Source organism: Micromonospora carbonacea, from assembly GCF_014205165.1.
In the GTDB taxonomy this organism is placed as follows: domain Bacteria; phylum Actinomycetota; class Actinomycetes; order Mycobacteriales; family Micromonosporaceae; genus Micromonospora; species Micromonospora carbonacea.
The window spans coordinates 2124034-2140898 of sequence record NZ_JACHMZ010000001.1; the positions used below are offsets into that span (position 1 = coordinate 2124034).

Sequence of the window (16865 nt, forward strand, 5' to 3'; positions counted from 1 at the left end):
CGGTGCGCCTGATCTTCGCCGGCACGCCGGCCGTCGCCCTGCCCGCCCTGGACGCCATCGCGGCCTCCGGCCACGACCTCGTCGCCGTCGTCACCCGCCCCGACGCCCCCGCCGGCCGGGGCCGGGGCCTGGTCCGCTCGCCCGTCGGGGCCTGGGCCGACGAGCGCGGCGTCGAGGTGCTCACCCCGGCCCGCCCGCGCGAGCCGGAGTTCCTCGACCGGCTGCGCGAGCTGGCCCCCGACTGCGTCCCGGTGGTCGCCTACGGCGCGCTGGTGCCCCCGGTCGCCCTGGAGATCCCCCGGCACGGCTGGCTCAACCTGCACTTCTCGCTGCTGCCCGCGTGGCGGGGCGCGGCCCCCGTCCAGCAGGCCGTGCTGCACGGCGACGAGCTGACCGGGGCGAGCGTCTTCGCCCTGGAGGAGGGGCTGGACACCGGCCCGGTCTACGGCACCGTCACCGACGAGATCCGCCCCACCGACACGTCCGGCGACCTGCTGGGGCGGCTCGCCGACTCCGGGGCCGGGCTGCTGGTGGCCGTCCTCGACGCGATCGAGGCGGGCACCGCCCGGGCCGAGCCGCAGCCGGCCGACGGGGTGTCGCTCGCGCCGAAGCTGACCGTCGACGACGCCCGGGTGCGCTGGGGCGACCCCGCGTTCGCGGTGGACCGGCGGATCCGGGCGTGCACCCCCGCGCCCGGGCCGTGGACCACGTTCCGGGGCGAGCGGGTCAAGCTCGGCCCGGTCGTCCCGGTGCCCGACGGCCCCGAGCTGAAGCCCGGCGAGCTGCTGGCCGAGAAGTCCCGGGTGCTGGCCGGCACGGCCACCGTCCCGGTCGCCCTCGGCGAGGTGCGGGCCGCGGGCAAGAAGGCCATGCCGGCGAGCGACTGGGCGCGCGGCGCCCGGGTCACCGCGGGGGAGGAGCTCGCGTGACCGGGTCTGCGGAGCGCCCCCGGCAGCGGTACGACGAGCAGTCCGCCCCCCGCCCCGACCGGCGGCCCGACCGGTCGGCCGGCGGCCCCCGGGGTGACCGCCCGGCCTACGGCGACCGCCCGGCCCGCGCCGGCCGGGGCGACGACCGCCGGGACGCCCGGCGGCCGGCGCGGCCCGCCGTCGACCTGCCCCGGCACGTCGCCTACCAGGCGGTCGCGGCGGTGCACCGCGACGACGCGTACGCCAACCTGGTGCTGCCGGCGTTGCTGCGGCAGGAGCGGCTGTCCGGCCGGGACGCCGCCTTCGCCACCGAGCTGACCTACGGCACGCTGCGGCACCTCGGCACCCTCGACGCGATCCTCACCGACGCGGCCGGCCGCGACGTGGCCCGGATCGACCCGCCGGTGCGCGACGCGCTGCGGCTGGGCGCCTACCAGCTGCTGCACACGCGGGTGCCGGCGCACGCGGCGGTCTCCTCGACCGTCGACCTGGTCCGCGCGGTCGGCATCGGGGCGACCGGCTTCGCCAACGCCGTGCTGCGCGAGGTCGCCGGCCGCGACGCCGACGCCTGGGTGGCGAAGCTCGCCCCGGCGTACGAGACGGACCCGATCGGGCACCTCGCCCTGGCGTACAGCCATCCACAGTGGATCGTGCGGTCCTTCGCCGAGGCGCTCGGCGGCGACCTGGGCGAGACGACCCGGCTGCTGATCGAGGACAACGAGCGCCCGCCGGTGCACCTGTGCGCCCGGCCGGGCCTGGCCGATCCGGCCGCCCTGGCCGACGAGGTCGGCGGCGCGCCGGGGGCGTTCTCCCCCTACGCGGTCTATCTCTCCGGCGGCGCGCCGGGCGACCTGCCGGCGCTGGCCGAGGGGCGGGCGCACGTGCAGGACGAGGGCTCCCAGCTCGTGGCCCACGCCCTCGCGGTCGCCCCGCTCGACGGGTCGGACGCCCACTGGCTGGACCTGTGCGCCGGGCCAGGCGGCAAGTCGGGCCTGCTCGGGGCGCTGGCCGCCGAGCGCGGGGCCCGGCTGACCGCGGTCGAGGTCTCCGAGCACCGGGCCCGGCTCGTCGACCAGGCCACGCGGGGGCTGCCGGTGACCGTGCTGCACACCGACGGGCGCACCGTCGGCGCCGACCCGGAGCTGCCGGAGGGGCACTTCGACCGGGTCCTGGTCGACGCGCCCTGCACGGGCCTGGGCGCGCTGCGTCGCCGGCCGGAGGCCCGCTGGCGCAAGCAGCCGTCGGACCTGCCGCCGCTGACCCGCCTGCAACGGGAGCTGCTCTCGGCGGCGCTGCGGGCGGCCCGGCCGGGTGGTCTGGTGGCCTATGTGACCTGCTCCCCGCACACGGTGGAGACGCACGTGACGGTGACCGAGGCGGCGCGGCGGGCCGGGGTGCCGGCGGACTTCGTCGACGCCCGGCCGCTGCTGCCGGCCGGCATGCCGGGGCTGGGCGACGGGCCGTCGGTGCAGCTGTGGCCGCACCGGCACGGCACCGACGCCATGTTCCTGGCGGTCCTGCGCCGGGGCTGAGCCGTGACGCGGCGGGGCGGCCCTTCCGGGCCGCCCCGCCGCGTCAGTCGTCCGCCGGGTGGGTCACTGCACCGGCAGGCCCTTGGTGCCGATGCCCTTCACCGAGCGGGTGAGGTCGCGGTCGACCCACAGGAAGCACTGCACGCCCCGGTTGCCGTCCTTCCACTCCTCCTCGAAGGGGTGGTAGAAGATGGTGCCGGCCCGGTATTCCAGGTCGCCGTTGTCCGGCACCTTCGCGTACGAGGCGATCAGCGTCCGGCAGCCCTTGTGCAGGCGCATCCGGTTCTTGTCGACCTGGGCGAAGGGGATGTCGGGGGCCTGGTAGACGCCCACGAACTCGACCCGGTGCTTCTTGGTGCAGGCGACGGCGGTCATCTCCTGCACGTCGTCCTTCTTGATCTTGGGGTTGAAGCAGCGGTGGGCCAGCGCCGAGGAACCCTTCAGCGCGCCGGCGAGGCTGCCGGTGCGGGACACGGCGCTGGGGTCGTCGACGCTCTCCACCTCGCTCACGTCGCAGCGGAACCAGCGGGCCCCGCCGGACCAGGCCTGCCGGGACGGCAGGACCGGGGACAGGAACAGCCGCCCCGCGCGCCAGTCCGCCCCGAGGACCTTGCCGATCTCCCGGTCGCACTCGGCGCGGACGGCCCGCATCCCCGCCGAGCCGGCGGCGGGCGGCGCGCCCAGCTCGGCGGCGGCGCCGGTGAGCGTGCCGACGTGCAGGGTCTCCACCCGGTGCGACGTCGCGCAGTCCACCGGGTTGTAGCCGCTGAGATAGCCGACGTCGGCGAAGACGGTGTGGCAGGCCCCGGCGGCGGGCACGAACTGCGTCGGCGCCGCCATCGCCCGCCAGTCGTCGGCGAGGTCACCGTCCAGACCGGCCGGCGTGCCGCAGCCGCCCAGCGCCAGCGCCGCCCCCGCCGACACGGCGACCGCCGTCCACCATCGCCGCATCAGTCCGACCTCCCCGTCGCGGTGGTCGCGGGCACCGGCCTCCGTCGCCGGGCGCGCCACGGAGCGGCACTTTACGGCACCGGCGCTCAGCTCGCGGGTAGTCCCTTCGGCCCGGCGCCGCGCATCGACCGGGTGAGCTTGCGGTCGTCGCTCCACAGGAAACACCGCACCCCGCGGTCGCCCTCGTCCCACTCCCGCTGCGACGGGGGATAGAAGATCGACCCCGCCCGGTACGGCAAGTCGCTGTTGTTGGGCACCTCGGCGAAGTCGGCGATCAGCGCCATGCAGCGGCGGTGCACCCGCTGGTTGGACCGGATGAACTCGGCCCAGGTCATGTCGCGTTCGGTGTAGACCCCGACGAACTCGGCGCGGTGCGGCTCGGTGCACAGCACGGGCGCCATGTAGTTCAGGTTCGCGCCGATCAGCTTCGGGTCGAAGCAGCGGTGGGTCAACGGCGAGTCGCCGACCATCGCGCCGCGCAGGCTGCCGACGCGGTTGACCGGCCGGGTGTTGTCGATGCTGTCGGTCTCGCTGAGGTCGCAGCGGTACCAGCGGGCCCCGCTCGCCCAGGCGGAGGTCGACGGCAGGGCGATGGTGAGGCTCAGCCGGGCCGAGTGCCAGTCGCCGCCGAGCACCTCCCGGGCCCGCTGGTCGCACTCGGCACGGGCGACGCGCAGGACGGGCGTGCCCGCCTCGGGCCGCGGGCCGGCGTCGATGACCGGGTCGGTGAAGATGCCGACGTGGATCGTCTCGGCCAGGTGGCTGCGGGCGCAGTCCACCGTCTCGTACGTGCCGGCCTGGACGACCGCGGTGATCCGGGGCAGGCAGGCGTCGGTGGCCGGGATGAACATCTGCGGTTCCCGCAGCGTCGGCCAGTCGTCGGTGAGGTCGCCGTCGGCACCGTGCGGACGGGCGCAGCCGCCCAGCAGCATCGTCACCGTGCCGGCCAGCGCCAGCGCCACAAGCCACCGTCGCATCGTCCGCCCTTTCCGGGAGCTGACGGTCGGGCGCCACGGCCCGTGGGGGCGTTTCCGCCACCGGGCGTGCAGCTTACGTGACCGTCCTGCATGGAGTCTTGCTGCGTTTCCCTCGATCGGCCAGTCGCGGCTGACTTTTCGTCCGGGATTGCCGTCCGGACCGGCCGATCTTGCACCATCGGTCACGGCTGGGTCACAGGGCGTCCGGAAAGGTGCCGCGATGCGGGCGGCTGATGGCCGCGTTCGTACACTGACCTCGTGACCGTACCGCCGTCGATCATCGCGCCCAGCATCCTCGCCGCCGACTTCGCCCGCCTCGCCGAGGAGGTCCGCGCCGTCGAGGGCGCCGCGGACTGGTTGCACGTGGATGTCATGGACAACCACTTCGTGCCGAACCTGACCATCGGGCTGCCCGTCGTGCAGAGCCTGCGCGCCGCGACCGAGCTGCCGTTCGACGTGCACTTGATGATCACCGACCCGCGCCGGTGGGCCCCGGGGTACGCCGACGCCGGGGCGCACAACGTCACCTTCCACGCCGAGGCATGCGACGACCCGGTGTCGCTGGCCAAGGACCTGCGGGCGGCCGGGGCGAAGGCCGGGCTGGCGATCGACCGGGACACCCCGATCGAGCCCTACCTGGAGCTGCTGCCCAGCTTCGACACGCTGCTGATCATGACGATCAAGGCCGGCTTCGGCGGGCAGCGGTTCATCCCCGAGCTGCTCGACAAGGTGCGCGCGGCCCGCCGGCACGTCGACGCCGGCCACCTGGAGCTGCGCATCGAGGTCGACGGCGGGATCGCCGCCGACACCATCGAGCAGGCGGCCGCCGCGGGCGCGGACGCGTTCGTGGCCGGCACCGCCGTCTACGGCGCCGAGGACCCCGCCGAGGCGGTCCGCCGCCTGCGGGGCCTGGCGGAGCGCGCGACCGCCGGGGCCTGAGGTGGACCCGGCCGACGAGCGACCCGACCTCATCCTCGTCGTCGACGACGACGCCGACATCGCCCGGTTCGTCGAGTTCAACCTGCGGCTGCACGGCTTCGAGGTGATCCACGCCGGCGACGGCCAGGAGGCCCTGGAGGTGATCGAGCGGCAGCGGCCCGATCTGGCGGTGGTCGACCTGATGATGCCGCGCGTCGACGGGCTGGAGCTGACCCGGCGGCTGCGCGCCGACCCGATGACCTCCGCCCTGCCGGTGATCATGCTGACCGCCAAGGGGATGACCGTGGACAAGGTCCACGGGCTCAGCGCCGGCGCGGACGACTACCTGGTCAAGCCCTTCGACACCGCCGAGCTGGTCGCCCGGGTCAGCTCCACGCTGCGCCGCAACAAGGAGTTCCGGGAGGTCTCGCCGCTGACCGGCCTGCCCGGCAACTCCCGGATCCGGCGGGAGATCAGCGACCGGGTCCGCAGCGGCGTCGACTACGCCGTCGGCTACGTCGACATCGACCGGTTCAAGAGCGTCAACGACCGGTACGGCTTCGTCCGGGGCGACGAGTTCATCTCCGCCCTGGCCCGCAGCCTGCACCGGGCGGTCGTGGCGATCGGGCTGCCGCCGGCCTTCCTCGGCCACGTCGGCGGCGACGACTTCGTCATCGTCTGCGCCCCCGACCAGGTGCGGCCGCTGACCTCCCGGGCCGTGGTCGACTTCGAGACCGCCGCCGACAAGCTCTACGACCCGTCCGACGCCGCGCGCGGCTACGTCGAGCTGAAGGACCGGCGGGGCAACATCCGGCGGGCCGCCCTGGTCACCCTGTCGATCGGGGTCTCCGTCTCCGACGCCGGCAAGCGCCTGACCAACCCGCTGGACGCGATCGCGGTCGCCTCGGAGATGAAATCCGTGGCCAAGAGCCAACCCGGCTCGTACGTGGCGGTCGACCGGCGGCGCAGCCTTTCTTGAATCTTGCCCACCTGTGTGAGGTAGCTCCCCGAGGGCAGACGCGCGGCGGGTGGCGTGCCACACTTCTCGCAGTACCCACCACGCGCTGGCGGGACTCGGTGTAATTCCGAACCGGCGGTGATCCACGGCTGCGGCCGTGGTAAGCCCGCGACCCGGACGGCCCTGCCGCCCGGTGGACCTGGTGAGACTCCGGGGCCGACGGTTGGGGGCGGGCCAACCCACCCCCAGACAGTCCGGATGGGAGACAGCGCGCGGGACGGGGCGGGCCCTGTGCCGACGGCTGTCCTCGGCCGCCGCGTGGGCTCCCCGGGGTCGGCTCTGCCGTCCCCGGCCGCCGCCGCCTGCCCGCGGCCTCCCGTGTTCGCCCGCGCGGACCGGCGAGTGAGAGGGCAGGACAGGGCGATGGCCAGCGTCTCCGTGGACGACGCGATGCGTCGGGCGATCGCGCTCGCGGCCCGTGGCCTCGGCACCACCAGCCCCAACCCCGTGGTCGGCTGCGTGCTGCTCGACCCGGACGGCGAGGTCGTCGGGGAGGGATTCCACGCGTACGCGGGCGGACCGCACGCCGAGATCGTCGCGCTCGCCCAGGCCGGGCCGCGGGCCCGGGGCGGGACCGCCGTCGTCACCCTGGAACCCTGCGACCACACCGGCCGCACCGGCCCGTGCAGCCACGCCCTCCTCGCCGCCGGCGTCGCCCGGGTGGTGATCGCCGTGCCCGACCCCAACCCGGTCGCCTCCGGCGGCGCCGCGACCCTGCGCGCCGGCGGCGTCGACGTCGAGGTGGGGGTGCGCGCCGCCGAGGCCGAGGCCGGCAACGTCGCCTGGCTGACCTCGATGCGCCGGGGCTGGCCGTACGTCGTCTGGAAGTGCGCCGCGACCCTCGACGGGCGCTCCGCCGCCGCCGACGGCACCAGCATGTGGATCACCTCGGAGGCCGCCCGGACCGACGTGCACGCCCTGCGCGGCACCGTCGACGCGGTCATCGCCGGGGTCGGCACCGTGCTCGCCGACGACCCCCGGCTCACCGCCCGCAACCTGCGCGACGGCACCCTGGCCATCCGGCAGCCGCTGCGGGTGGTCGTGGACACCTCCGGGCGTACCCCCGCCGACGCCCGGGTCCGCGACGGCGCCGCCCGCACATGGGTCGCCACCGCCGCCGAGGTCGGCGTCGGCCCGGACGGCCGGGTCGACCTGCCGGCGCTGCTCGCGGAGCTGCACCACCGGGGGGTACGGGCCGCGCTGCTGGAGGGCGGCCCGAAGCTGGCCGGCGCGTTCCTCGCCGCCGGCCTGGTCGACCGGGTCGTCGCCTACGTCGCGCCGAAGCTGCTCGGCGCCGGGCCGACCGCGCTGGCCGACGCCGGCGTGACCACCATCGCCGACGCCATCGACCTGGAGATCACCGACGTCACGCAGGTCGGTCCGGACCTGCGCATCACCGCGCTGCCCCGGAAGAGGGAGGGCTGACATGTTCACCGGCATCGTCGAGGAGCTGGGCGAGGTCGTCCGCACGACCGAGACCGGCGACGACTCCGCGCTGGTCGCCATCCGGGGGCCGCTGGTCACCAGCGACGCCCGGCACGGCGACTCCATCGCCGTCAACGGGGTCTGCCTGACCGTGGTCGACGTCGACGGCGACGTCTTCACCGCCGACGTGATGGGCGAGACGCTGCGCCGCTCCGCGCTCGGCGCGCTGCGCCCCGGAGTCGGCGTCAACCTGGAACGCGCCGCCGCCCTGAACAGCCGTCTCGGCGGGCACCTCGTGCAGGGCCACGTCGACGGCGTCGGCGCGGTGCTGTCCCGCCAGCCGGCCCAGCAGTGGGAGACGGTCCGCTTCCGGCTCCCCGCCGGCCTGTCCCGGTACGTGGTGGAGAAGGGCTCGATCACCGTCGACGGGGTGTCGCTCACCGTGGCCGACGTCGGGCCCGACTGGTTCACCGTCGGGCTGATCCCCACCACCCTCAAGCTGACCACCCTCGGCGACCGCGCCGTCGGCGACCCGGTCAACCTGGAGGTCGACGTGCTCGCCAAGTACGTCGAGCGGCTCCTCGGCGACCGCGCGGGCGGCGGGGGCGACCGGCTGCCCGACGGGATCGGGCAGCCCCCCGGCGGGGCGGGGCAGGCCCCCGGCGGGGGCGGACGGTGAGCGGCCCGCTCGGCTGGCTGCTCGACGCCCAGGTGCACGTCGGCGGCTCGCCCGTGCTGGTCCGCGAGATCGTCGGCAACGCCTTCGGCCTCGTCTCCGCCCTGCTCGGGCTGCGCCGGCTGGTCTGGGCCTGGCCCGTCGGCATGGTCGGCAACGCGCTGCTGCTCACCGTCTTCCTCGGCGGGGCGTTCGCCACCCCGCAGGCCCACGACCTCTATGGCCAGGCGGGCCGGCAGGTCTTCTTCTTCGCCGTGAGCTGCTACGGCTGGTGGCGCTGGGCGGGCAACCGCCGCTCGGGCCCCGGCGGGGACGCCGGGGCGGTCGCCCCGCGCTGGGCCACCCGGCGGGAGCGCCTCGGCCTGCTGCTGGCCGCCGCGGCGGGCACCGCCGCCGCGTACCCGGTGCTGGCCGCGCTCGGCTCCTGGGGGCCGCTGCCCGACGCGTGGATCCTCACCGGCAGCCTGCTCGCCACCTACGGCATGGCCCGCGGCTGGGTCGAGTTCTGGCTGGTCTGGATCGCCGTGGACGCCGTCGGCGTGCCGCTGCTGCTGCGCGGCGGGTTCTACCCGTCGGCGGCCATGTACCTCGTCTACGGGGCGCTCTGCGGCTGGGGCTTCGTCTCCTGGTGGCGCACCTCGCGCGCCGCCCGCCCGGCCCCCGCCACCCTGTCACCCACCTACTCGGAGGTCGTGGCATGACCACCTTCGCCAGCATCGAGCAGGCCGTCGCGGACATCGCCGCCGGCCGCCCCGTCGTCGTGGTCGACGACGCCGACCGGGAGAACGAGGGCGACCTGATCTTCGCGGCCGAGCTGGCCACCCCGGAGCTGGTCGCGTTCATGGTCCGCTACACCTCCGGCTACGTCTGCGTGCCGCTGACCGAGGACGAGTGCGACCGGCTGGACCTGCCGCCCATGCACCACACCAACCAGGACCGCCGGGGCACCGCGTACACGGTGACGGTGGACGCCCGGGAGGGCATCGACACCGGCATCTCCGCGGCCGACCGGGCGCACACCATCCGGCTGCTCGCCGCCGCCTCCACCGAACCGACCGACCTGGCCCGGCCGGGGCACGTGGTGCCGCTGCGCGCCCGCGCCGGCGGGGTGCTGCGCCGCCCCGGGCACACCGAGGCGGCCGTCGACCTGACCCGGCTGGCCGGCCTGCGCCCGGCCGGCGTGCTCTGCGAGCTGGTCAACGACGACGGCACCATGATGCGCCTGCCGGACCTGGAGAAGTTCTGCGCCGAGCACGGCCTGACCCTGGTCACCATCGCCGACCTGATCACCTACCGGCGGCGCACCGAGAAGCAGGTCGAGCAGGTCGCGGCGGCCCGGATGCCCACCCCGCACGGGGTGTTCACGGCCTTCGGCTACCGCGCCGAGCACGACCCGGCCGAGCACGTCGCCCTGGTCATGGGCGACCTCGGCGACGGGCGGGACGTGCTGGTGCGGGTGCACTCCGAGTGCCTCACCGGCGACACGTTCGGCTCGCTGCGCTGCGACTGCGGCCCGCAGTTGCAGGCCGCGCTGGCCCGCGTCGCCGCGGAAGGGCGCGGGGTGGTGCTCTACGTGCGCGGGCACGAGGGGCGGGGGATCGGCCTGCTGCACAAGCTGCGGGCGTACCAGTTGCAGGACCTGGGCCGCGACACCGTCGACGCGAACCTCGACCTGGGGCTGCCGGCCGACGCCCGCGACTACGGCACCGGCGCGCAGATCCTGCACGACCTGGGCGTGCGGTCGATGCGGCTGCTGACGAACAACCCGGCCAAGCGGGCCGGGCTGGAGGGGTACGGCCTGACCGTCACCGGCCGCGAGTCGCTGCCGATCCGGCCGCACCCGGAGAACGTGCGCTACCTGCGCACCAAGCGGGACCGCATGGGTCACCTGCTGGGCGAGTTGGACGAGACGACCGAGGGGCCGCTGGGCCGCCCGGTGGCGAGCGACGAGATCGGAGCGTAGGGCGATGGCGGGTTTCGGTGAGCCGGGGGTGGCGGCGGTCGACGCCGCCGGGATGACGGTCGGCGTCGTCGCCGCCCGCTGGCACGGTGAGCTGACCGACCACATGCTCGACCGGGCGGTGGCCGCCGCGCAGGCGTGCGGGGCGCGGGCCGTGGTGGCCCGGGTCGCCGGCTCGGTGGAGCTGCCGGTGGTGGCGCAGGCGATGGCCCGCCGCTTCGACGTGGTGGTCGCCCTCGGCGTGGTGGTGCGCGGGGCCACCGCCCACTTCGACTACGTGTGCAAGTCGGTCACCGAGGGGCTGACCCGGGTCGCCCTCGACGAGGGCAAGCCGGTGGCGCACGGCGTGCTCACGGTCGACACGATCGAGCAGGCCCGGGACCGGGCCGGGCTGCCCGGCTCCGCCGAGGACAAGGGCTGGTCGGCGACGGTGGCGGCGCTGGACGCGGCGCTGGCGGTACGCGGCCTGGACGCGGCGGCGGCCCACCGGGTCGGCTTCGGCCACTGACCCGCCCGGTCTGCTGGGCTGGGCGGGGGCAGCCTGGCTGGGCTGGGCTGGGCTGGGCGGGCGTTGGGCGTCGGGCGGGGCGGGGCGGGCGTTTGGGCGTCGCCATGTCGGCGACATGGCGGTATCAGCGGGCCCGGGATACCGCCATGTCGCCGACATGACGCGAGCGTCGGGCGTGTGCGGCTCCGGATCAGCCGGTCTCCCGGGGGCCGTCCTGGCCGGGCTCGTCGGGCCGGGCCGTGGCGCTCCACAGGTGCACTTCCATGGCGGCGCGCAGGACGTCGCGGGCGGCGGCGGCCACCGGGCAGTCCGCTGTTCGGCAGGCCGGGCAGCGGCCGTCGGGGGCGGGTTGGTGGTGGCGCAGGACCCAGCGGGCGGTGAGGATGAGCCGGTTGCGGATCTGGGCCAGGGACAGGAACGGCGCGGTCATCCTCAGCCCACCCCGATGGCGGCGGCGAGGTGGATGATGATCGCCGGGGCGGCCGGGTCGCGGGCGACCTGGGCGAGGACGTCGCGGCCGGCGGGTCGGTGGCGGATCTCGGCCGGCGCGATCCGATCGGCCTCCATCAGGGCCCGGCCAGCGCCGATCGGATCGCCAGCCTGAAGGTACGCGCGGGCGGCGTCGAGCAGATGCGCGGCGCGGTGTTCGGTGGGCAGCCACCGCCAGCCGTCCTGGGTGGTCGCCTTCTCGTGCCGGGCCACGGCATCCGCGCTGTCGCCCCACTCCACGGCGGCGGCGACGCGGGCCACCTCCACCGCCGTCGGCCCGAACCCGGTGCGGTGATGGTCGTGCCCGTCGCCGACCCGGTCCGCCATGGCGGCGGCCTCGTCGAGCAGATCGGCCGCCGCCATGGCGTCACCGTCGCACGCTGCGGCCAGCGCCGCCTGGACGAGCAGGGTTCCGCACAACGACAACTCCGGGGCACCCAACTTCACCAGCAGCGACGCCGTGATCCGGTACGCCCCCACCAGCGGCACCCGACCCGCCACCGGGTCAGCAGCATGGGCGCGCTCCACGTCGGCCAGCAACTCCGGCAACAACTCGGCGACCCGTGGGTAGCGGGCATGCTGGAACGTGATCCAGGCGTGCGCCACCTGCCGGGCCACCTGCACAGCCGGCAACACCGGCCGTCCGGCCGCCGCGCGACCGAGGGGAACCTCGTACCGGGACAACGCCGCCCGGATCCGCTCGACCCCGGCGGCCCGCTCGATCACCCCGGCGGGCTCGACGCCCCGCCCCAGCAGCACCGCCGCGTCGATCCGCAGCACTGCGGCAACCTCCCGAAGCGTCGACACCCGGTCCAGAGCACGGACACCCCGCTCGACCTTGTCCATTCAACTCTTCGACTTCCCCAACCGGTCGGCGAACACCTGCTGCGACAGCCTGCGCCGCCCCCGCCAGTACGCCACCCGCCGCCCGACCGGCAGCCGATCACCGTCCACGCCGCCACCGCCGGTCCGGCACCGCCCGAGTCGTCTCCTCGACCGGTATCCGATCCGCCTCGGCCTGGGCGAGGATCCGCCGCCTCGCCGCCTCCCGCTCGGCGGCCTCCGCCTGTCTCCTCGGCTCACTGGCGGCCCGTCGCCGTGACTGCGCATCGCTACCTCCGTCGGCGCGGCGGCAACATGCCGGCGCGCCACCAACGATGACGTCGCAAGGTCGCCGGACGCGACGGCGCACGCCACGACAATCCAGACACATCGGGGGCGACATTCCGGCGACATGCCGCTATCGTGGCGGGCATGAGCACCCCGAACACCGCCCTGCGCGCCGTTCGCACCGGGATGCGCATGAGCCAGGACGACTTCGCCCGCGCGCTCCAGGCCGCCGGCCACCGCGTCGGCGAGCCCAACGACGCCAACAAGCGACTCGTCCAACGCTGGGAGTCCGGCGCGATCGCCGCACCGCGCCCCGTCTACGCCCGCGCGCTGGAGGTGGTCACCGGCCTGCCCATCTCGCTGCTCGGCTTCGCGGCGGTGCCGGGCGAACATGTCACCCAGGACCAGCACGGCGGCCACGACCTGACCTCACCCATGTCCAGCCTGGCCACGCCGACGCCGAGGTCCAGCCCAGCCGCAGCCCACAGGTCGTACGAGGGTGTGTGGCTCAGCCGCTACCAGTACCACTCCAGCGGTCGCGGCGACTCGTTCGCCGGGCAGCACTTCGTGGTGCTGCTTCAACACGGCGACCGGTTGACCGCGCGCAGCCTGCCCGGCTCGGCGGCATCGTCGCTCTCCCTGGACCTCACCGTGGACGGCGCTGTCGTCACCGGCACGTGGGTGGAGCAGACCGACCCGACGGGCTACTACCGGGGAGCCCGATACCACGGCGCGATCCAACTGCTGGCCGAGCCCACCGGCCGACGGATGGCCGGAAAGTGGGTCGGGTTCGGCAAGGACATGGACGTCAACACCGGCCCGTGGGAACTCGTCTTCCGCGACGCCTCGACATCCAAGGCGACCCTCGATCGCTACAACACGTCACCGGCGTAGCACATCGAGTTCTTTTTGTCGTCTATGCCCTGAAGAGGCAGGGCATCACCGGCACGGGGAGGGACAGATGAGCGAGGATCAGTACGCCGCCGCGATGAGGTTCATCTTCGAGGCCGGCGTCCTCAAGCGCGCCGCCCGCACCGGCTGGTGGTTCGCCGGGGTCAAGCATCCCGAGACCATCGCCGAGCACTCCCACCGCACCGCCCTGATCGGCATGATCCTCGCCGCCATGGAAGGGGCCGACCCCGCCCGCGTCACCATGCTCTGCGTCCTGCACGACACCCAGGAAACCCGCACCACCGACCTGCCCCACATCGCCAAGCGCTACCTCACCGCCGCCCCCAACACCGCCATCACCGCAGACCAGGTCGCCGGCTGCCCACCCGCCGTCACCGACACCATCACCGCCGCCGTCACCGAGTACGAAGCCGGTGAAACCCTCGACGCCATCGTCGCCCGCGACGCGGACAAACTGGAGTGCCTTGTCCAAGCCGTCGAGTACCGCCATCAGGGCATCGACAACGTCCAGCGCTGGATCGACAGCAGCCGCGCCGCGCTCCGGACCAACTCCGCCCACCGCCTCGCCGACACCGCACTCGCCGGTTCACCCTTGGCCTGGCTCACACCGCCCCCGAAGCCGGCGTAGCTGACCCCCGCCCATCTGGCGACCGCCGCGGTGTCGAGCTCGTCCAGCCTGGCTTGATGCCGGCCACCCACATGACGAACCCATGGGTCTTGGGGATGGAACGTGAACTTTGGTGAGGCTCCGTCCATGCGGGTGTATGTGGGATTCGTGTGGATGGCAGACCAGCCCGGCATTCGCCTGCGCCTTCGTGCCCGATCTCCCGAGGACGCGAGGGCTCGCGTCGTCGAGGAGCACGGGGAGGGCCACGTCATCTCGCTCTGGAGCGAGGAGGACGCCTCGAAGCCGCGATAGGAGAGCGTGCCTCTCAACCGTCAGAGGCGGCCCGCCTCGATGATGCGGCGCAGGAACTGGCGGGTGCGGGGCTCGGTGGGGTCGCCGAGCACCCGTTCCGGCGGGCCGGACTCGACGACCCGCCCGCCGTCGAGGAAGCACACCTGGTCGGCGACCTCGCGGGCGAAGCCCATCTCGTGGGTGGCCAGCACCATCGTCATCCCGTCGGCCTTCAGCTCGCGGACCAGGGCCAGCACCTCGCCGACCAGTTCCGGGTCCAGCGCCGAGGTGACCTCGTCGAGCAGCATGAGCCGGGGCGAGTTGGCCAGCGCCCGGACGATCGCCACCCGCTGCTGCTGCCCGCCGGAGAGCCGGTCGGGGTAGGCGTTCGCCTTGGCCCCCAGCCCGACCCGGTCGAGCAACTCCCGGGCCTGCGCCTCCGCCTCTGGGCGGGGCCGCCGGTGCACCCGCACCGGGGCGAGGGTGACGTTGTCCAGCACGCTCAGGTGCGGGAACAGGTTGTACGCCTGGAAGACCATCCCGATGCGCCGGCGCACCCGGTCGGGGTCGACCCGGGGGTCGGAGATGTCCTGGCCGTCCAGCTCGATGGTGCCGTCGTCCAGCTCTTCGAGCAGGTTGACGCAGCGCAGCAGCGTGGACTTGCCCGACCCGGACGCGCCGATCAGCGCCACCACCCGGTGCTCGTCGACGCTGAGGTCGAGCCCGTCGAGCACCACGTGACCGCCGAAGGTCTTGCGCAGCCCCCGGCACCGCAGCAGGCTCATCGTCAGCCCCTTCCCTGTCGGCGGGCCGCGCGCAGCGTCACCCAGTCGGTGACGGCGATCAGCGGGATCGCGAGCAGCACGAACAGCGCCCCGGCCACGATGTACGGGGTGTAGTTGAACGTCTCGGCGGTGGCGATCTGCGCGGCGCGTACCGCGTCGATCGGCCCGGCGAGGGAGACCAGCCCGACGTCCTTCTGCAACGCGACCACGTCGTTGAGCAGGGGCGGGGCCACCCGGCGGACGGCCTGCGGCAGCACCACGTGCCGCATCGTCTGCCGGTAGGTCAGCCCGAGCGAGCGGGCCGCCGCGAGCTGGCTGGGGTGCACGGACTCGATGCCGGCCCGGAACACCTCGGCCAGGTAGCCGCCGTAGGTGAGCACCAGCGCCAGCCCGCCGAGCACCAGCACCGGCGGCATGCCCTGCAACCGCAGGCCGGGCACGCCGAGGGTGAGCACGTACAGCACGATGATCAGCGGCAGGCCCCGGAACGTGTACGTGTAGCCGGCCGCGAGGGCCCGGACCGGGAAGAAGACCGGGCCCCGCAGCGTGCGCAGGATCGCCACGAGCAGGCCGAGCAGCAGCGCCCCGGCCGCGCAGCAGACCAGCAGCCGCACGTTGAGCCAGAGCCCGTCGAGCACCTCGGGCAGCGCGTCCCGGGCGATCGCCGGGTCGGCGAAGGACGCGCGGACCCGGTCCCAGCCGGGCGCGCCGGTGACCGCGACGACGAGCAGCGTGCCGAGCGCGGCCGTGGAGGCGGCGGCGACCAGCACGCTGGTGACGGTCTGGCGGCGGCGGTGGGCCTGCCGCCGCCGCTGCGCCGCGGAGGGTTCGTGCGGTGCGAGGATCACTTCAGCTCGTACGCCCCCGCGACCTGGGTCAGCCACTTCTGCTCCAGCTTCTTGAGCGTGCCGTCGGCGGTGAGCTGGCCGACCGCGCCGCTGAGGCAGGGGGTGAGGGGCGAGTTGTGGTCCAGCAGCAGCCCGAACACCTCGGGCGTGCCGACCTGCGGCAGCTGCCCGACGACCGTCGCGTCGGTGATCTCCGCGCCGGTGATGTAGAACGCGGTCGGCAGGTCCACCACGAGGCCGTCGATCTGCCCGTTCTGGAGCGCCTTCTTGGCGTCGTCGTTGCTGTTGTAGACCTGTGGCTTGGTCTTCGGCTTGATGACGTCGGTGATCGCCTGGTAGCTGGTGGTGCCGACCTGCGCGCCCAGCCTGGCGTCCCGCAGGTCGGCCAGCGTCGTCTTGCCGGCGATCTTCGCGGACTTCCGCGCGATCACGGCCTGCCGGACCAGGTAGTAGGGCCCGGTGAAGTCGACCGCCTTCTTGCGCTCCTCGGTGATGGAGAACTGGTTGATGTCGAAGTCGAACTCCTTGGGGCCGGGGGCGACGGCGACGTCGAACTTCACCCGGGTCCAGGTGACGTCGGCGCGGTCGTACCCGAGCTTCTCGGCCACCGCGTAGGCCACCGCGGCCTCGAAGCCCTCGCCGGTCTCCGGCTTGTTGCCGACGAACCACGGCTCGTACGCCGGCTCGTCGGTGGCGATGGTGAGCTTGCCCGGGGTCCGGGTGGGCAGCTTGTCCTTCAGGCAGTCCGGGCCGGCGGTGGCGGCGGGGGTGGGGGCGGTGACGGGGGTGGCGTCGTCCTGGGGCGCGCAGGCGGCCACCGCGAGGAGGACGGTGCCGGCGGCGGCGAGCGCGACGGTGCGGGAGCTGAGCATGGCGGACAGCGTAGAGCCATCGACGGCCGTCGCGCAGGTGTGTCCCGCCGCCGTGGC

At 74.5% G+C, this 16865-nt stretch carries 18 protein-coding genes and 1 riboswitch; of the genes, 11 read left to right on the forward strand and 7 right to left on the reverse strand.

Annotated elements, in window-relative coordinates; translation table 11 throughout:
• Nucleotides 1-2 precede the first annotated feature (2 nt).
• Together fmt and HDA31_RS09395 are read left to right on the forward strand one after the other, a co-directional pair.
• Nucleotides 3-929 carry a methionyl-tRNA formyltransferase gene (fmt, locus tag HDA31_RS09390; RefSeq protein WP_074478658.1) on the forward strand — a complete coding sequence of 309 codons (927 nt, stop codon included), beginning with the start codon at nt 3-5 and terminating at the stop codon, nt 927-929.
• Nucleotides 926-2461 (forward strand): RsmB/NOP family class I SAM-dependent RNA methyltransferase, encoded by a 1536-nt coding sequence (locus tag HDA31_RS09395; RefSeq protein ID WP_178065558.1) that lies wholly within the window; start codon nt 926-928, stop codon nt 2459-2461. The genes fmt and HDA31_RS09395 overlap by 4 nt, the downstream gene beginning before the upstream one ends.
• Before the next feature lie 63 nt (nt 2462-2524).
• Here the strand turns inward: HDA31_RS09395 and HDA31_RS09400 are convergent, their stop codons facing one another.
• Together HDA31_RS09400 and HDA31_RS09405 are read right to left on the reverse strand one after the other, a co-directional pair.
• Entirely contained in the window at nt 2525-3412 is an 888-nt protein-coding gene (locus tag HDA31_RS09400; protein ID WP_178067599.1) for a septum formation family protein, read from the reverse strand.
• A gap of 86 nt (nt 3413-3498) precedes the next feature.
• Nucleotides 3499-4389, reverse strand: a complete 891-nt coding sequence (locus tag HDA31_RS09405) for a septum formation family protein (RefSeq protein WP_178065557.1) — start codon at nt 4387-4389, stop codon at nt 3499-3501.
• A gap of 258 nt (nt 4390-4647) precedes the next feature.
• On the opposite strand from HDA31_RS09405, the gene rpe reads away from it, so the two are divergent.
• The 7 genes from rpe (at nt 4648) to ribH (ending at nt 10894) form a co-directional block, all read left to right on the forward strand.
• Entirely contained in the window at nt 4648-5328 is a 681-nt protein-coding gene (gene rpe, locus HDA31_RS09410) for a ribulose-phosphate 3-epimerase (protein WP_178065556.1), read from the forward strand.
• 1 nt (nt 5329) lies between these two features.
• Nucleotides 5330-6286: a GGDEF domain-containing response regulator gene (locus HDA31_RS09415; protein ID WP_043967997.1), complete on the forward strand. Its 957-nt coding sequence runs from the start codon at nt 5330-5332 to the stop codon at nt 6284-6286.
• Nucleotides 6287-6366: 80 nt separating this feature from the next.
• A riboswitch (FMN riboswitch) is annotated at nt 6367-6539 on the forward strand.
• A gap of 149 nt (nt 6540-6688) precedes the next feature.
• A complete protein-coding gene (gene ribD / locus HDA31_RS09420) occupies nt 6689-7750 on the forward strand; it encodes a bifunctional diaminohydroxyphosphoribosylaminopyrimidine deaminase/5-amino-6-(5-phosphoribosylamino)uracil reductase RibD (protein WP_178065555.1) in 1062 nt (353 codons plus the stop codon).
• A 1-nt stretch (nt 7751) separates the two neighbouring features.
• The gene (locus tag HDA31_RS09425; RefSeq protein WP_178065554.1) at nt 7752-8429 is read left to right on the forward strand and encodes a riboflavin synthase; all 678 of its coding nucleotides are present in this window, start codon (nt 7752-7754) and stop codon (nt 8427-8429) included.
• Nucleotides 8426-9127 (forward strand): nicotinamide mononucleotide transporter family protein, encoded by a 702-nt coding sequence (locus tag HDA31_RS09430; RefSeq protein WP_178065553.1) that lies wholly within the window; start codon nt 8426-8428, stop codon nt 9125-9127. Before HDA31_RS09425 ends, HDA31_RS09430 begins: the two co-directional genes overlap by 4 nt.
• Complete coding sequence (locus HDA31_RS09435) at nt 9124-10389, forward strand: bifunctional 3,4-dihydroxy-2-butanone-4-phosphate synthase/GTP cyclohydrolase II (protein ID WP_178065552.1); 1266 nt, start codon at nt 9124-9126, stop codon at nt 10387-10389. Before HDA31_RS09430 ends, HDA31_RS09435 begins: the two co-directional genes overlap by 4 nt.
• A gap of 4 nt (nt 10390-10393) precedes the next feature.
• On the forward strand, nt 10394-10894 hold the full coding sequence (ribH, locus tag HDA31_RS09440) for a 6,7-dimethyl-8-ribityllumazine synthase (RefSeq protein WP_074478643.1): 501 nt from the start codon (nt 10394-10396) through the stop codon (nt 10892-10894).
• 190 nt (nt 10895-11084) lie between these two features.
• Here the strand turns inward: ribH and HDA31_RS09445 are convergent, their stop codons facing one another.
• Nucleotides 11085-11324, reverse strand: a complete 240-nt coding sequence (locus HDA31_RS09445; RefSeq protein WP_178065551.1) for a hypothetical protein — start codon at nt 11322-11324, stop codon at nt 11085-11087.
• 2 nt (nt 11325-11326) lie between these two features.
• Nucleotides 11327-12229 (reverse strand): XRE family transcriptional regulator, encoded by a 903-nt coding sequence (locus HDA31_RS09450; protein WP_260422027.1) that lies wholly within the window; start codon nt 12227-12229, stop codon nt 11327-11329.
• A 408-nt stretch (nt 12230-12637) separates the two neighbouring features.
• Between HDA31_RS09450 and HDA31_RS09455 the strand changes: the two genes are divergently transcribed.
• Nucleotides 12638-13387 (forward strand): helix-turn-helix domain-containing protein, encoded by a 750-nt coding sequence (locus tag HDA31_RS09455; protein ID WP_221486596.1) that lies wholly within the window; start codon nt 12638-12640, stop codon nt 13385-13387.
• 67 nt (nt 13388-13454) lie between these two features.
• Complete coding sequence (locus HDA31_RS09460; RefSeq protein ID WP_178065549.1) at nt 13455-14033, forward strand: HD domain-containing protein; 579 nt, start codon at nt 13455-13457, stop codon at nt 14031-14033.
• Nucleotides 14034-14344: 311 nt separating this feature from the next.
• Here HDA31_RS09460 and HDA31_RS09465 read toward each other — a convergent pair whose 3' ends face one another.
• Genes HDA31_RS09465 through HDA31_RS09475 form a run of 3 tightly spaced genes read right to left on the reverse strand, consistent with a single transcriptional unit; the run spans nt 14345 to nt 16808 of the window.
• A complete protein-coding gene (locus HDA31_RS09465; RefSeq protein ID WP_281370186.1) occupies nt 14345-15088 on the reverse strand; it encodes an amino acid ABC transporter ATP-binding protein in 744 nt (247 codons plus the stop codon).
• Nucleotides 15089-15090: 2 nt separating this feature from the next.
• A complete protein-coding gene (locus tag HDA31_RS09470) occupies nt 15091-15936 on the reverse strand; it encodes an amino acid ABC transporter permease (RefSeq protein WP_178065548.1) in 846 nt (281 codons plus the stop codon).
• A complete protein-coding gene (locus tag HDA31_RS09475) occupies nt 15933-16808 on the reverse strand; it encodes an ABC transporter substrate-binding protein (RefSeq protein WP_178065547.1) in 876 nt (291 codons plus the stop codon). Before HDA31_RS09475 ends, HDA31_RS09470 begins: the two co-directional genes overlap by 4 nt.
• Nucleotides 16809-16865: the final 57 nt, after the last annotated feature.

Excerpts from the sequence above, each read along its gene's own strand:
- HDA31_RS09400 (WP_178067599.1), bottom strand. The coding sequence starts at position 3,412 with ATGCGGCGATGGTGGACGGCGGTCGCCGTGTCGGCGGGGGCGGCGCTG.
- HDA31_RS09405 (WP_178065557.1), bottom strand. The coding sequence starts at position 4,389 with ATGCGACGGTGGCTTGTGGCGCTGGCGCTGGCCGGCACGGTGACGATG.
- ribD (WP_178065555.1), top strand. The coding sequence starts at position 6,689 with ATGGCCAGCGTCTCCGTGGACGACGCGATGCGTCGGGCGATCGCGCTC.
- HDA31_RS09425 (WP_178065554.1), top strand. The coding sequence starts at position 7,752 with ATGTTCACCGGCATCGTCGAGGAGCTGGGCGAGGTCGTCCGCACGACC.
- HDA31_RS09435 (WP_178065552.1), top strand. The coding sequence starts at position 9,124 with ATGACCACCTTCGCCAGCATCGAGCAGGCCGTCGCGGACATCGCCGCC.
- ribH (WP_074478643.1), top strand. The coding sequence starts at position 10,394 with ATGGCGGGTTTCGGTGAGCCGGGGGTGGCGGCGGTCGACGCCGCCGGG.
- HDA31_RS09445 (WP_178065551.1), bottom strand. The coding sequence starts at position 11,324 with ATGACCGCGCCGTTCCTGTCCCTGGCCCAGATCCGCAACCGGCTCATC.
- HDA31_RS09450 (WP_260422027.1), bottom strand. The coding sequence starts at position 12,229 with ATGGACAAGGTCGAGCGGGGTGTCCGTGCTCTGGACCGGGTGTCGACG.
- HDA31_RS09455 (WP_221486596.1), top strand. The coding sequence starts at position 12,638 with ATGAGCACCCCGAACACCGCCCTGCGCGCCGTTCGCACCGGGATGCGC.
- HDA31_RS09460 (WP_178065549.1), top strand. The coding sequence starts at position 13,455 with ATGAGCGAGGATCAGTACGCCGCCGCGATGAGGTTCATCTTCGAGGCC.
- HDA31_RS09465 (WP_281370186.1), bottom strand. The coding sequence starts at position 15,088 with ATGAGCCTGCTGCGGTGCCGGGGGCTGCGCAAGACCTTCGGCGGTCAC.
- HDA31_RS09475 (WP_178065547.1), bottom strand. The coding sequence starts at position 16,808 with ATGCTCAGCTCCCGCACCGTCGCGCTCGCCGCCGCCGGCACCGTCCTC.